Annotated in this window: 12 protein-coding genes; 5 read left to right on the top strand and 7 right to left on the bottom strand. The window is 48.1% G+C overall.

Annotation, left to right across the window (positions count from 1 at the left end):
• The first annotated feature begins 166 nt into the window (after positions 1-166).
• Together GO003_RS07875 and GO003_RS07870 are read left to right on the top strand one after the other, a co-directional pair.
• Positions 167-1,666 carry a leucyl aminopeptidase gene (locus GO003_RS07875; protein WP_159653592.1) on the top strand — a complete coding sequence of 500 codons (1,500 nt, stop codon included), beginning with the start codon at positions 167-169 and terminating at the stop codon, positions 1,664-1,666.
• A complete protein-coding gene (locus GO003_RS07870; RefSeq protein WP_159653594.1) occupies positions 1,667-2,095 on the top strand; it encodes a DNA polymerase III subunit chi in 429 nt (142 codons plus the stop codon).
• A 91-nt stretch (positions 2,096-2,186) separates the two neighbouring features.
• Here the strand turns inward: GO003_RS07870 and GO003_RS07865 are convergent, their stop codons facing one another.
• The 4 genes from GO003_RS07865 to glyQ all read right to left on the bottom strand — a co-directional run bounded on the left by GO003_RS07865 (position 2,187) and on the right by glyQ (position 6,667).
• Positions 2,187-2,681, bottom strand: coding sequence for a membrane lipoprotein lipid attachment site-containing protein (locus GO003_RS07865; protein WP_206444597.1), 495 nt, complete (start codon positions 2,679-2,681; stop codon positions 2,187-2,189).
• Positions 2,682-2,862: 181 nt separating this feature from the next.
• A complete protein-coding gene (locus GO003_RS07860; protein ID WP_159653596.1) occupies positions 2,863-3,627 on the bottom strand; it encodes a lysophospholipid acyltransferase family protein in 765 nt (254 codons plus the stop codon).
• Positions 3,628-3,674: 47 nt separating this feature from the next.
• Entirely contained in the window at positions 3,675-5,744 is a 2,070-nt protein-coding gene (gene glyS / locus GO003_RS07855) for a glycine--tRNA ligase subunit beta (RefSeq protein ID WP_159653598.1), read from the bottom strand.
• The gene (gene glyQ / locus GO003_RS07850) at positions 5,741-6,667 is read right to left on the bottom strand and encodes a glycine--tRNA ligase subunit alpha (protein ID WP_159653600.1); all 927 of its coding nucleotides are present in this window, start codon (positions 6,665-6,667) and stop codon (positions 5,741-5,743) included. The genes glyS and glyQ overlap by 4 nt, the downstream gene beginning before the upstream one ends.
• A gap of 468 nt (positions 6,668-7,135) precedes the next feature.
• Between glyQ and GO003_RS07845 the strand changes: the two genes are divergently transcribed.
• On the top strand, positions 7,136-8,182 hold the full coding sequence (locus GO003_RS07845; RefSeq protein WP_159653602.1) for a glyceraldehyde 3-phosphate dehydrogenase NAD-binding domain-containing protein: 1,047 nt from the start codon (positions 7,136-7,138) through the stop codon (positions 8,180-8,182).
• Positions 8,183-8,941: 759 nt separating this feature from the next.
• On the opposite strand, the gene GO003_RS07840 is transcribed toward GO003_RS07845, so the two are convergent.
• From GO003_RS07840 to apbC, 3 genes are all read right to left on the bottom strand, one after another.
• Positions 8,942-9,289 (bottom strand): P-II family nitrogen regulator, encoded by a 348-nt coding sequence (locus GO003_RS07840; RefSeq protein ID WP_159653604.1) that lies wholly within the window; start codon positions 9,287-9,289, stop codon positions 8,942-8,944.
• A gap of 355 nt (positions 9,290-9,644) precedes the next feature.
• Positions 9,645-11,612 carry a monovalent cation:proton antiporter family protein gene (locus tag GO003_RS07835; protein ID WP_231088866.1) on the bottom strand — a complete coding sequence of 656 codons (1,968 nt, stop codon included), beginning with the start codon at positions 11,610-11,612 and terminating at the stop codon, positions 9,645-9,647.
• Between the two features lie 376 nt (positions 11,613-11,988).
• Complete coding sequence (apbC, locus tag GO003_RS07830) at positions 11,989-13,080, bottom strand: iron-sulfur cluster carrier protein ApbC (protein ID WP_159653608.1); 1,092 nt, start codon at positions 13,078-13,080, stop codon at positions 11,989-11,991.
• Between the two features lie 175 nt (positions 13,081-13,255).
• On the opposite strand from apbC, the gene metG reads away from it, so the two are divergent.
• Together metG and GO003_RS07820 are read left to right on the top strand one after the other, a co-directional pair.
• Entirely contained in the window at positions 13,256-15,271 is a 2,016-nt protein-coding gene (gene metG / locus GO003_RS07825) for a methionine--tRNA ligase (protein WP_159653610.1), read from the top strand.
• Between the two features lie 9 nt (positions 15,272-15,280).
• Entirely contained in the window at positions 15,281-15,709 is a 429-nt protein-coding gene (locus tag GO003_RS07820; RefSeq protein ID WP_159653612.1) for a hypothetical protein, read from the top strand.
• The last annotated feature ends 77 nt before the right edge of the window (positions 15,710-15,786 follow it).

Below are 15,786 nucleotides of genomic sequence, written 5' to 3'. Positions count from 1 at the left end.
TTCAAACCCGGTTGACTGTGCATTTTTCCAGACAATACAGATGGTTGCCCAACTTTTACGCTTTGTAAAAAATGACTTGCTGTATAATACAAAACATGACTATACGCTGATTTTGGCGCATCCCTTAGACACGAAACTCATCTGACTCATTTTAATCAAAAAAAGTATGGACTATTCTATAGAAAGCACGCCATTAGAAAAACTGCAATGTGACTGTCTCATTGTCGGTATTTATGAAAATCTCCAACTCAGCCCCTCCGGCGCGCTACTGGATCAGCTTTTAAAAGGAGCGATCAGTCAATTAGCCGCACGCGGCGATACTAAAGGCAAGTTGAATGAAGCCCTACTGATCAACTGGTTACCGGACATGACCATTAACCGGGTCGTACTGGTAGGACTGGGCAAACAGGACAGCCTTACCGGCAAGCAATACAGAACAGCTTTAGCTGCAGCCATAAAAACAATCAGAGATGCTCAAATCAAATCCGCAGTCTGTACTCTGGCAGAGCTGCCCGTCGCTCAATACGACTGGCGATGGAAAACCAGACAGATTATAGAAGTTTTCGGCGACGCGCTTTATCAATTTAAACAATGCAAGTCGGTCGTGGAAAATGAATTCAAAACAGAGCAGATTACTGTCCTGGTCCCCGATGATCAGATGACTGCCTCTCAAAAAGGTTTGGCCGAAGGTCGGGCTATTGCCGATGGCGTAACTCTGGCCAAATATCTGGGCGATTTACCAGGTAATATCTGCACGCCTTCATTTCTCGCAGAACAAGCACAAAGCCTCGGTAAAAAGCTCTCAAAGCTGTCAGTTGACATCTTGGAAGAGGACTACATGCAGGCGTTGGGCATGGGTTCTTTCTTATCCGTTTCACGAGGCAGTCGCCAGCCCGCCAAATTGATCATCATGAACTACCAGGGCGGCGAAAAGAACAGCAAACCCATTGTATTGATCGGCAAAGGCCTGACTTTTGATGCAGGCGGCATCTCGTTAAAGCAGAGCCTGGGCATGGATGAAATGAAGTACGACATGTGTGGAGGCGCCAGCGTCATCGCGGCTTTACAAGCCGCAGCCAGCCTTCAGTTACCCTTAAATATAGTCGGCTTGGTGGCTTCCTCGGAAAATATGCCGGATGGCGATGCGAATAAACCCGGCGATATTTTGACCAGCATGTCAGGAAAGACTATCGAAGTCCTCAATACTGACGCAGAAGGCCGACTGATTCTTTGCGACACGCTCACTTACGCCCAACGCTTCGAACCTGAAGTCGTAATCGATATGGCGACGCTGACGGGTGCCTGTCTGGTTGCCTTAGGACGTGTACCCAGCGGCTTGCTGGGTAATGATGACTCTCTGTGTAATGACTTGCTTGCCGCCAGCGAAACCTCATGCGACAGCCTATGGCGCCTCCCGTTATGGGAAGAATACCAGGAGCTGCTTAAGTCCAATTTTGCCGATATGGCCAACATTGGCGGAAAAGACGCTGGAACCATTACTGCAGCTTGTTTTTTGGCAAAATTCGCCGAAAACTTTCGTTGGGCTCACCTCGATATCGCAGGAACGGCTTGGCGCACAGGTCCTAACAAAGGTGCTACAGGCCGACCCGTGCCATTGTTGATGCAATATTTATTGAATAGAAGCTCGACACTCGCAGCCCGCTAAATGGCCGGAGTCAGTTTTTATATTTTGGAACAAGAAACTGAGCAGGAAAAATATATTTTTGCCTGCAAGTTGATCGAAAAAGCCTACCGGCAGGGTCAATTCAGTTTTGTACTGACTAAAGATGACCGCCAGAGCCAAATCATGGACGATTTGCTCTGGAGTTTTCGTCCCGGAAGTTTTATTCCTCATGACAAAATGCCCGCCACAGCCAAAGCTAATACCCCCAGAGTATTGATAGGGAAAGCGCCCCCCACTGATGATCAGCAAACCTTGCTGGTCAATCTCTCTGAAAACTGTCCGGATATGGACAGTCAAAATGCCCGTATCATTGAAATTATCGAAAATGATGAGACGGCAAAAGCAGTAGGACGGGCTCGCTACAAACAATACCAATCAGCGGGTTTTTCAATAGAAACTCACCGTCTCTGATACAGCGCTAAAGGAAATCAGCGCTGACAGAAAAACATTGTAGTGAGCCTTGTCAATCGGTTGAATGACGGCCAATGAACCTGGCAGCGGATTATTTTTCAGTAACCGGTGTTGAAGGCGCTGGAGCAACTTCAGTAGCGGGAGCGCTTGCTTGATCATCACTCGGCTTTTGTTCAAGCTGCTCAGAATCGCTGACTTCTTCCTCACTGCTCATTATCAGAGAAGCAAAGCAGTTCATGGTGCTTTCCGTATAATTCCTATGCGCTTCGGCTAAACCTTTAGGCGAACCAAATTCTGTCCGCAACTCTTGCATCACTTGTTGAGGATTTTTAGAATCTTTCAAAGTCAGCATTTTTGCATAACTACGATAGGCCTCAAGACGTCTTGGATCGTAATTGAAAATACCGTCCATATTGGCTGAACTTAAATCAACAATGCAACGCGTTACAACTTCCGGATCAAGCTTATAGTCCTTCACATCCTGCTCGTTTTTAATCTGTTCCATGACGGCTTGTTCATAAGCCGTTCTTTCCTGACATCCGGACAACAACAAGGCAGCGCCACATAGGAATAATAGTTTTTTCATAGTCTGATTTTGGGTAGGTATTTTGAGCAGGGAATCTGCGCCAAATTGAGATAAAATTTATAAACAACAACGAAAAACCCACCTTTTACGGTCTTTAACCCCCAATTTAATTGGTTTGAAAAAACCCTGGCAAATCGAGCGTATTTTTCAGTCAGATTATTTCGTTCTCGTTCGTTAAAATTCAATCAGGTATAGGTACCGAACTGATTTTCTTCATGGTATCGTGAATCCACGCTTCGGCTTCGGCATTAATATCCTGAGCCTTGCGATTGACACTCTCGATTGGCGGCCCAATGACAACCTTGATACAACCGGGATACTTCAAAAAACTGTAGCGGGGCCAAAACTCGCCCGCATTATGCGCAATCGGAATAATCGGAACGCCAGTCTTTTGAGCGAGCATGGCACCGCCGGCATTAAACTTTATTTTTTCACCCGGAGCTGTTCGCGTACCTTCCGGAAAAATAACGACCCAACTACCTTCTTTTAGATAGACGGTGCCTTTTTCGATCAATGTCCTGAGAGCACCGACTGCATTTTTCCGATCGATTGCAATTGGTTTTAACATACCTAAAGCCCAGCCCCATACAGGAAACCACAACAGCGATCGTTTTAACAATGTCGCCTGTTCCGGCAATAACCAACGCATCGCCAATGTTTCCCATGCCGATTGATGCTTGCACAGGGCAATCGCTACCGGGCATTCTTTGATATGCTCTAGACCCTGAATATCATAGGTCAGTCCGCAAAAGAATTTAGCCATCCAGATGACCAATGCGCACCAATATTTGGCAAACTGATAGCCTAACCAATAGCTGAAGGGTGTCGACAACAAAATAAGGAAGCCAACCATTGTCGCAGTAACAAAAATACAGACAAATAACACTGAAGACCCGATATAGAGCCGGCATTTATTGAATAGCGTAAATTGATCGATATCAGTCATCGCACTCATTACAGTTGTTTATCGTTAATTTAGTCATCCAATCGTGCTTACGATTGCAACTTGGAAATATCGGCACAGGTTAAAAACTGTCCGGACACCAATTCCAGCAAAGCTAAACGGTTGTTACGCAATGTCAAATCATCGGTCATAACCATCACATGATCAAAGAAAGCATCAACTCCGTCTCTTAAGCTTGCCAGCCTGCTGAGCACTGCCTGATAATCGCGGCGTTCCAGTAGAGGCTGAATGGCCTCGGCTGATTCCTTCGCGGCAGCCAATAAATTCAATTCCTGAATCTCTACCAAACCGGTAACCGCTAGGACCGCTTCGCCGCCGGATTTTTTCAGAATATTGCGAATCCGTTTGTTGGCGCCGGCCAGGCTTTCCGCCTCGGGCAATTGTCTGAATAACTTGACGGCCTGAAGTCTTTGCATGAAATCCAGAGGCTCACGCGGCATAATCGTATAAACGGCATCAAACTCATCGGGTTTGTAGCCTTTATCCAGGCAATAACCCCGCAATCTTTCGTAAATAAAATCGATAACGCGGTCCTGTGTCTCTGTTTTGTTAAAATCATGAACGAATTGTTCTAATGCGAATTCGACAACAGCGATCAAATCCAGCGCAAGCTCGCGTTCAATGATAATTCTTAACACACCCAATGCTGCGCGCCTGAGCGCATAGGGATCTTTATCTCCGGTGGGTATCAGGCCGGCACTGAAAATACCGGTCAATGTATCAATTTTTTCAGCGATGGACAGAATTTGACCGGTAACACTGGATGGCGTGGAACCACCGGATTGCTTGGGAAAATATTGCTCCTCCAAAGCCAGCGCTACTTCTTCAGGTTCATTATCCGCCAACGCATAATAACGGCCCATGGTACCTTGCAAGTTGGCAAACTCTCCAACCATATCCGTCATCAGATCGGTTTTAGCCAGCATTGCCGCCCGCTTTGCCAATTCGCTGTCCGCGTCCAATTGCGCCGCAATGTAATCGGCCAGTTGTTTAACCCGGTGCGTTTTATCGGCCAATGTACCCAGTGTTTTCTGGAAAACAATTGAATTCAGACTTTCGATCCGCTCTTCCAGACGCTTTTTTCTATCCTGTTTCCAGAAAAATTCGGCATCCGACAAGCGCGGCGTAATAACCCGTTCATTACCCGTCTGTATTGATGCCGGACGTTTACTTTCGATATTACTGAAGGTAATAAAGTGAGGCAGCAAAGTGCCGTCAGCGCGTTTGACCGGAAAATATTTCTGATTGGTCTGCATCGTAGTGATCAGCACCTCGGCAGGCAGCGCCAAAAAACGCTGATCGAAATGCCCTACAACAGGAACGGGCCATTCATTCAATGCGGCGATTTCCTCTAATAGATCGTCTTCGATATGAACAACGCCGCCGACATTGGAAGCTGCTTCATGGGCAGCCTGACGGATGATGTCTTTTCGCGTTTCAAAATCAGCGATCACATGGCCTTGCTGGTATAAAACATCACTGTAAGTTTCAGGCCGTTCCAATAGAATGGATTGCGGCGCATGAAAACGGTGACCTCGAGAGTGTGCACCCGCTTTCAAACCCAATATTTCAGCATCGATTATTTGCTCACCAAACAATAACACGACCCAATGCACCGGCCTGACAAATTCAGTAGCGAAGCTGCCCCAACGCATTCTTTTGGCAATAGGCAGATCGGCGATACTTTTGCTGATGATTTCCGGAATCAAATTTTCTGTTGCCTGGCCTTTGATAGCTTGATGATAAGCCAGCCATTCACCTTTATCGGTGACTAAACGCTCCAACTGGTCAAACGTGGTGTTGCAACTGACTGCAAAGCCCTGTGCCGCCTTGCTGGGCGTTCCATCAGGCATAAATGCAGCCTGTATGGCAGGCCCCCGCTTCTCTACTGTTTTATCCGGCTGAGCCGTGACCAGATCGCTGACAAAAACTGCCAGCCGTCTTGGCGTCGCGTAAGCTTTAACATCCTTATAACTTAAACCGGCGTCAGCAAGACCTTGAACCATATTGTTTTGCAATGCCCGACTCAAAGTAAGCAAGGTTTTAGGCGGCAGTTCTTCCGTACCCAACTCGAATAAAAGGTGTTTACAGTGGCTCATGCAGGTACTCCTTGTTCCTGTTGCTGCAACATGGGGAATCCCAAAGCCTCGCGGCGGTTATAGAAGCATTCGGCAACCGCTTTGGATAAATTTCTGACCCTGAGAATATAACGCTGCCGTTCAGTTACCGAAATGGCATGACGAGCATCGAGCAAATTAAAGGTATGCGAGGCTTTTAAAACCATCTCATAAGCGGGCAAGGGCAAATCGCGTTCCAGCAATGTCTGACATTCCTGCTCAAAAGTATCAAAACAGCTGAACATAAATTCGACATTGGCATGCTCAAAATTGTAAGCCGACATCTCAACTTCATTTTGATGAAACACATCGCCATAGGTCACTTTACCGAAAGGACCATCCGTCCATACCAGATCAAATACGCTTTCCACGCCTTGGAGATACATGGCCAGTCGTTCCATGCCATAGGTGATTTCACCGGTCACCGGTTTACATTCCAATCCGCCGACTTGTTGAAAATAGGTAAACTGGGTCACTTCCATGCCATTAAGCCAGACTTCCCAACCCAAACCCCAGGCACCCAGCGTCGGAGACTCCCAGTTATCTTCTACAAACCGGATATCGTGTTCCAGCAGATCAAAGCCCAAATAACGCAAAGACCCCAGATATAACTCCTGGATATTGTCAGGCGACGGCTTGAGAACGACCTGATATTGGTAATAATGCTGCAGGCGGTTGGGGTTCTCGCCGTATCGGCCATCGGTAGGACGGCGAGAAGGCTGGACATAAGCGGCATTCCAGGGTTCCGGGCCAATAGCTCTCAAAAATGTAGCCGGATGAAAAGTACCCGCGCCAACCTCTTGATCCAAAGGTTGTAAGAGTACACATCCCTGCTTTGCCCAATACTCCTGCAAAGCGAGAATTAAACCCTGAAACGTTGATAAATCGTAGTTTGTTGAAGACACGACGGTTCTGTGATTCCGTAATAAAGGGCGAAAATTATAACTTAATTTACCCTCAAATACACAAGCATACGGACAGAGCGGAAAATAATCCGGATGAAAAGAAAGTTTTTTAACGCGTTTATCACGCGCCAGCCTGGATTAATTGGCATGGATCATCCCTCAGCGGCAAGATCGATACCTGATTAATTTGTCCGACAGACTTGAACGCTCTTCAAAGCCTTGAAATTTGACCTAGTATTATACCCATCGTAGATCGAAATTCGGCACCGGGGTGCCCATCAAAGGACGCCGTAAAACCATCCCTATAGGCTCTATGCCGAACAACCCGTTGCCTCCTTAGGCACTGCCGAAATTTGAAGTGCGAAAGGTATAACAGGCAATTTGAGAAACGCTCAGCAAGCTCTTTATAAAAACAGCCACACGCCTCCGCGGCGTAGAGACCCAATTCCCTTGAACGAGAATATTCACATGACTTTAAGAGCAGGCATTATCGGACTTGGCCGGATTGGCCGCGGCGTTTTAAGAGCCAACTACTCTCAATTTCCGGAGGGCAGGTTCGACATCAAAGTGATCTGTGATGTGATGACAGTCGATCAGGTCGCCTACCTGCTGGCTCACGACAGCACCTACGGCGCAGCACCGTTCACTGTTGAATGCGATGAAACTCATCTGATTGTAGGAGGCAAGCCAATAGCCTACCGGCAGGTTGACAGGCGCCGACCCCTACCTGAAGAAGACAGTTTTGGGCACCTGCGGGAATTTGGGCTGGATGTGCTACTGGATGCAACAGGCACTGCGTCAATCGATAATTTACGGTCACTGGTAACCCACAAGACAGCCAAAAAGGTTGTTTGCACCATCAATCTGCCGGGCTGTGATTTAAGCCTGGTCTATGGTGTGAACCACAAGGTTTATAACCCGGATAGCCATCATGTTATCTCTGCCAGCACATGCACAGGCAATGCGGTAACACCGGTATTAGCCATTCTTGAAAAACATATCGGAATTGATAATGCCCGACTGATCACCATCCATCCGCTGCTATCCGATCAACGCGTCCTGGACGGGTATCATTCCACTTCACATTTAGGCCGGGCATGCGCAACGTCCATTCTTCCTACACGCACGCAAGTGGCCAATTCCGCAGAACTGGTGCTGCCGTCACTGGCCGGCAAGCTCGATTCCATTTCGTATCGCATTCCCACCGCCATCGTATCGGCATTAGACGTGACCGCCTATTTATCACGGCCAACGACACGAGAGGAATGTATTGAATTGTTTAATCACTACGCTCAATCGGAGGACATGCCGGGCATCATCAACTGCGATTCCGGCGCATGGGGCCACGAAAAAGCGAGTATTGATTTCCTCGGGACGCCTTATTCGGTCATCATCCTAATGAATCACCTGACCTTGACGCACGGCCGTCAACTCGGATTGGCACTCATGCATGATAACGAATTTGCCTACTGCATGCGGGTACTGGATGTTTTCGGGGTATTGGCTGCGACCTGAAACATTCTCCTAAAAACACTGCGCGTGAACAAGCCGCCTGCCATCCTTTATGTAATGATCTGTATCCGGCGGGTATCACGTTTAATCTTTTCATGCTTTAAGTGTTTTTCGTAGCTCAAATGATTATTGGAAAAAGTAACTAGTCGCCCGCTTTGGATTAAGGGTGTAGGTGCTTGACTTCAAAGGACGCATCAATACATCCCTGTTGCAGAAGCCTTTTCAATCAACCACTTACACCCACAAAAATTGGAGGGGGTGAGCAGATACCTGGAAAAATAATAAAAAAGAGGATAAGGTCTTGCAATCATGCATTTTTGAGTGAAGTTTTAAGTAGTGCATTGCTGACAATCGATTAATGCACCCGAAAGCATCGGTAATTTGCAGCATTGCGCAATCACACGTCTCATAGGCATTCTTCATACCTTCCAATGTCGTCGATTGAAAATTTGAGTGTAGGCGCCATTCAAATTGAGCATGCCCTTCGACAAATTGCCGCCCACCGTTTCCAACGACCACAGGATATCGGTTGGTCATCAAGTCAGGGGGAACTACTTGCGTTGCCTCGCGCAGCCACATAATACAACCTGCCGGCAAATTCTAATCTGAGTGATCTTGCGTTACCAGACCCCGCGATGCGTGTTGTTGGATGTGGTGAGGAACGAACCGCATCTTTCGCGATTGATGCGCTCCTATCGTCACCACATCCTACGGCCCTTATTGACTACGACAGGCTAATGGCTGGACCTTCGTTTGCCAGAATTAGCTTAGCGGTTTTAGTTTTTGTAATTCTTTGATATGTTCGCTGAGTCCTAGGGCCTTATCGACATCGAGTTGTATTGCAATGCCGGTGCCTAAACTTTCATCAAGATTGCCGGCTTCGGCAACGGCTTCTATGATGCCATCGGCGCGTCTTTCCTCGGCCAAAATCAGTACAACGGCTCTAGGGTTTAATATTTCCAGGCCAAAAATACCGACAACCTTTTCCAGTCCTTGACCTCGGGCCTTGTTGATGATCGTCGCACCTGTCGCACCGGCGTTTCTGGAAGCATCAAGAACTTGTTCGGTTTTGTCTTCATCGACGAAGACCATGATTAATTTGAAGTGCATATATTTCCTGATCGCAACGGCTAATTTATGGTTAATGAATGCAATAAAGGCTCATTTTTACCTAGACCTACTCAAGCCGGCAAGTGCGAAGATCATGAGGATCAGTGTCAAGTCTTGACCCTTCGTTTCTCTGTGCGAGTTAGCCACCATGGTGCTCAGCAAGCCTGCCCGCCACCTAACGCAAGGGACGAGTGATCTGGATTCATTACGGGGTTCATTCACGTATTCCACGTTCATGAGCAAAATCGATCATGCACCGATGACGGCTGTGGTCGGGTAACACCTGGAAAACGCGCCCATTGTAGAGTTCCCGGTCGAAAGTTGCGATTGATGCGGCTCCTATCGTCACCTCATCCTACGGCCTTTTGCCGAGCAACTTTCTTTCGGCAAGATCTAAATTGCCGGGCGTCCCGAAGAGGACAACCACATCGTCTTCCGCTATAACAAGATCCAGAGGTTCGGACTCTCGAAGTCCTTGTCTGACCAGCGACGATACGATCACACCTTCCAATTCCAGTTCCTTTAGTTTTTTCCCTACAACGCTACTACCCGAAGAAATAGATACGGATCTCAGACCATCGGCAATAACCCTGTTGAAATCATCCGAAAATTCCTCTTCACCACGATAAAATTCGCGTAGCAGCCGATAACGGCTTGCTCGTTGCTGCTGCATGCGACGCACTACCCGAGTGAACGGCACATTGAGCAGCAATAAGGCATGAGAAGCTATCATCAAACCTGCTTCAAGCACTTCCGGCACCACCTCCGTAGCACCAGCCTGCCGCAGTTCCTCAACGTGTGTTTCATCGCGAGTACGAACCATAACGGGTAAATCGGGGCGTAGAGCGCGAACATGGTGAAGAATCTTCTTTGCCAACACAGGATCGTCATAGCTGATAACGATCAGCTTCGCGGTATCGAGACCAACCGCTTCAAGAATATCCCGTTCAGACGAATCAGCGTAATAAACCGGTTCACCGGCAATATGCGCGGCTTTGACCCGTGCAGAATCCAGATCGAGAGCAACATAGGGTATCTTTTCTTCTTCCAAAAAATGTCCCACACTCTGACCTATGCGTCCATAGCCACAAATAATCGTGTGATCGCGAAGATGCTTAGTTGTTTCCGAATCGACCGGATAAGTTTCGGGGTCAACCTGAAGATCCGATTTCCACACGAACAATCGGGCAAGAGCATTATTATAGCGAATAAGAAAAGGAGCAACGATCATCGAAAACAACACTGCGGTAAAAACAATCTGCGCGTGATGATTTGTTAAGGCATGCACGTCGAGCGCAATCGCCAACAAGGCGAAACCGAATTCACCACCCACCGCTAATAGAAGTCCGGTCCGCCATGCCGTAAGACCATCGAGTCCTGACAAACGTACGATCAAGGCGACCAATAGCGTTTTCGATAGCAACATAGTGGCAACACCGACCACAGCCCATTGCCAATTCTGCGGTATCGCGGAAGGGTCGAACAACATCCCGATGCTAACGAAAAACAAACCAATTAGCACATCGCGAAACGGTCTGATCGTAGATTCGACCTGATGCCGGAATTCGGTTTCACCTAGCATCATGCCGACCAGAAACGCACCGAACGCCATTGATAGCCCCAGACGGTTGGTAGTCCAGGCGGCCAGTAGCGACACGAAGAGCACGGTCAACGTAAACAGCTCGGCAGAGCGTCGTGCGACAACCGCATGAAACAGCGGTCGTAACAACCAGCGTCCGAGCACGAACACCAGCAAAAACGCCAGAACGGCTTTGGCCATTGCCCAGCCCAACGCCTCGAATAACACGCTGGCATCGTCATCGATGCTGCTCAACACTGGAATAACGACCACGAACGGCACCGCCGTCACATCCTGAAACACCGACATCGCCACGCCCAAGCGTCCATGGCGGCTATGTTCATCGCCTTGCTCGGCAAGCTGCTTGCTGATAATTGTCGTCGAGGATTGAGCGAACACCGCGCCGATAATAAAAGCTGTAGCCGGAGGCAAGCCCAGCCACCAACTTGCCCCGCCGATCACGGCCGTCGTTAGCAGCACCTGTCCGGTTCCCAAACCTAATACTTGACCTCGTAATGCATGGATCTGCGGCAATGAAAAACTCAAGCCAATCGTGAATAGCAGAAACACGATGCCGAATTCGGCGACTTCCCGAATTTGTTGAACTTCAATAACAGGGCCGGGCGTATGCGCTCCGAATAGAACACCAACTAAAAGATAACCTATGCTGGAAGGAATATGGAGTTTCTGAAAAAGAACGACTACAGCCACCGAGGACCCAAGCAGTAAGAGTAAGTGTATCAAGGGCTGATCTATCATTATTGAGGTTTTATATTTTTTATATTAATTTAAAAAGCAGGCGAACAGGCTTAGGAAGCAGGCATCTGGATTATATCAGCCAAGCCGGGCACGGACAACGGGCATGGCAGTTAGACTAGAGGCATTTCAGGGGGCCACCTATTAATCAGTTGTAGTCAATCTGAGTCTATTTTTATAAAAACTAACCCATGACTTGTTCTGATTTAATTTTACCCTGCAAAGCCTTATTGACGAGCCGTAAAAAGGGGTCAAGTCTTGAAATCACGAAATTGCATGATTTCAAGACTTGACCCCCCGACCCAAAGAAATCCGGGACTTTAACCCGCTAGATTTACTACTGTTACTGCGAACGATCAAGTCCCTATGTATTTTGTATCACGATATTCGGGAACCTGGAACTGAAGTCTTTGGCTCTTATCGCAAGCCGTCCGGCTGCTTTTCGTGCAATCTCCCGGTAAATGGTTGCTGGCCTTCCATCAGGATCAGACACAACAATCGGCCTGCCTGAATCGGCAAACTGGCGAATGGAAATGTCTAAAGGAAGCGACCCCAGCAGTGGCACTTTGTTTTTTTCCGCCATCGCAACACCGCCGCCTGAACCGAAAATCGGCTCTTCATGCCCGCACTGACTGCAAATATGAATACTCATATTTTCGACAATTCCCAGCACAGGCACATTGACTTTCTCAAACATTCCCAAGCCGCGCTGGGCGTCCAGTAACGCAATATCTTGAGGCGTCGTCACAATGACAGCACCGCTGACCGGAATTTGCTGCGACATCGTCAATTGAATATCCCCGGTGCCTGGAGGTAAATCGATAACCAGGTAATCCAGTTCAGACCACTGCGTTTCCTTCAATAGTTGCTGCAAGGCACTGGTTACCATAGGCCCGCGCCAAATCATCGGCTGATTCTGATCAACAAGAAAACCGATGGAATTGGTTTGCAAACCAAAGGACAATTTGGGCTGCATGGTTTTACCGTCCTCACTCGCCGGAAAGCCCGATATTCCGAGCATCGTCGGAATACTGGGTCCGTAGATATCAGCATCGAGAATACCGACATTTGCCCCTTCCGCTGCCAAGGCCAAGGCCAGATTCACCGCGGTTGTCGATTTACCGACGCCCCCCTTGCCGGAAGCAACCGCGATAATATTTTTTACCTGGGGTATGGGTTTCAAGCCCTGCTGAACAGCATGCGAAATGATATTGACCGACACATCAATCTTAATCGAACCTATGCCCGGTAAACTTTTTAAATGCGTCAGTACCGCCTCTTTAAATTGCTCTGTGTAACGCTTGGCTGGATAACCCAACTCCAGCGACAGGTGAACATCAGCACCATCAATAGAGATCTGTTTAACGGATTTTTGGGTCACCAAATCCGTATCCGTGTTGGGATCAATAAACGTTCGCAGCAGATTTTCCACGTCTGCCCGGTTGATTGCTGTCATGTCTACTCCGTTGTGATTTGATAAAATAAATAACCAAGTAAAATGCTCAAGATTAAGCCATTTTACCTGTTTTTACTGAAAACGCACTTTTTGATATTGACCTACTCTGAAAGACAGGGTTTTGTGACATAATGTCGCATTAATTTATGCTTTAGTACGCTCGATATCATACATCATGCCTGACAGAAAAATTCTAGTTACCAGCGCCCTGCCCTATGCCAATGGCTCTATCCATTTAGGTCATCTGGTGGAGTATATTCAAACCGATATATGGGTGCGTTTTCAAAAACAAAGAAACAACACCTGTTACTACGTCTGCGCCGATGATACCCACGGCACACCGATCATGCTGCGAGCGGACAGTGAAGGCATCACGCCCGAAGCCTTGATTGGCCGTGTCTGGGAAGAGCATCTGGCCGATTTTACGGCATTCGGCGTAGCGTTCGATAATTTCCACAGTACGCATTCAAAAGAAAATCAGGTCTTATCGACACTGATTTACGAGCGTCTGCGTGATGCCGGACATATCAGTTCGCGCACTATCGTTCAGGCTTATGATCCGGTTAAAAACATGTTTCTGCCGGATCGTTTTATTAAAGGCGAGTGTCCGAAATGCGGCGCCAAAGATCAATACGGTGACAGTTGCGAAGCGTGCGGTGCGACTTATTCACCCACCGAACTCAAAAACGCTGTTTCAGCAGTCTCCGGTGAAAAACCCATTGAAAAAGAATCGCTGCATTACTTTTTTAAACTGGGTGATTTTAAAGATATGCTGACGGAATGGACCCAGGCCGGGCATTTGCAGCATGAGGTGACCAACAAACTCAACGAATGGCTGGAAGGCGACCTGCATGAATGGGATATTTCCAGGGATGCGCCTTATTTCGGCTTTGAAATTCCCGATGCGCCGGGTAAATATTTTTATGTCTGGCTGGATGCGCCTATCGGCTATATGGCCAGCTTTAAAAATCTTTGTGAACGCGAAGGATTGGACTTTGACGCGTTCTGGGGCGAAAACAGCCCTACCGAGCTTTATCATTTCATAGGCAAGGATATTGTTTATTTTCACGCCCTGTTCTGGCCCGCCATGCTTAAAGGTGCGCGCTTCAGAACCCCCAGTGCGATTTTTGTGCATGGCTTTTTGACCGTCAACGGCGAAAAAATGTCCAAATCGCGCGGCACATTCATTAAAGCTCGCACTTACCTGGATCATTTAAACCCTGAATACCTGCGTTATTATTTCGCAGCCAAACTCAGTGCCGGTGTCGATGACATCGACCTCAGCTTCGATGATTTCACGCAACGGGTCAATTCCGACCTGGTCGGCAAAGTCGTCAATATTGCCAGCCGTTGTAGCGGCTTCATTCATAAACAATTTGGCGGGCTTTTATCGAATCACTGCGCCGAACCTGAATTGTTCAAGCTTTTTATCGAAGCCAACACATCCATCGCAGAACATTACGAATCCCGCGAATACGGCAAAGCCATGCGAGAGATCATGGCCTTGGCCGACAAAGCCAACCAGTACATCGATGAGAAAAAACCCTGGCTTATCGCCAAGGAACCGGAGCGAAAAGCTGAACTGCACGAAGTCAGCTCAATGGGCATCAATCTTTTCCACTTGCTGGCCGCTTATTTGAAACCGGTTCTACCGGTGATGGCGCAACATGCTGAAGTTTTTCTGAATATTGACCCAATGGCGTGGCCGGATCAAACCCAACCGCTAACCGGACATACCATCAACCCGTTCCAACCGCTGATGACACGCGTAGATCCTGAGAAAATTGCGGCTGTCGTTGACGCTTCCAAGGAAAATCTGCAAAAAACTGAAACACCGAAACCCAGAAAATTTGACCCTGTCAGCGAACCGATAACGTTTGACGATTTTGCCAAGCTGGATTTACGCATTGCCAAAATCATCAACGCCGAGCCTATCGAAGGCGCGGACAAACTGCTGCAACTGACAGTCGATATCGGCGATGAAACCCGCAACATCTTTGCCGGCATCAAATCAGCCTACTCACCCGAAGATTTAATCGGCAGATTGACACTGGTCGTCGCAAACTTAGAACCTCGCAAAATGCGTTTCGGCATGTCCGAAGGCATGGTATTAGCCGCAGGACCCGGTGGCAAGGATATCTGGCTGTTGTCACCCGACCAGGGTGCCGTGCCCGGCATGCGGGTAAAATGATGGCCAATTATGCTATTTGATGTGTTCAGCACTCAACGCCGATCAGGACTCAACCTGATAGTCCGGCGCTGGCTGTTGATTACGCTGGCGATACTGCAACTGGTATCGCCTTTGTTACATGCACACACCTCATCCTCTGAACCCGCAACCGGACTCCATCTACCCGGTTTGGAACAGTACAGCTTCTTTTCCGAAGCGCCTTCATCGGACGCTTTACCCGATCATGCCGGAGATGAACTGCCTATCGTCATAGACTTCGGCCTTCACGGCTCATCGCCAGGCCAGCATGACGTGCAGGCCTTAATTACCGCCGCATTCGTCTTTTTAACTTATGCCGGCGCTTTTTGCTATACCGCTCATTTAACCGCTCATGCCAAACCGGCTCATAGAGCGTTTTTGACCCCACATTCCCCGCGCGCGCCCCCTGCCTTTCTTTAAACAGACTGAAAACCGGCACAGCGTAAAGTTAACGTTGCTTGCGCCCTGATTTTCAGTTTTGTTTCATGCTGACTTGA

Source organism: Methylicorpusculum oleiharenae, assembly GCF_009828925.2.
GTDB classification, from domain to species: Bacteria; Pseudomonadota; Gammaproteobacteria; order Methylococcales; family Methylomonadaceae; genus Methylicorpusculum; species Methylicorpusculum oleiharenae.
Note: the sequence above shows the minus strand (reverse complement) of the source record. Positions and strands in the feature narration are given on the sequence as shown.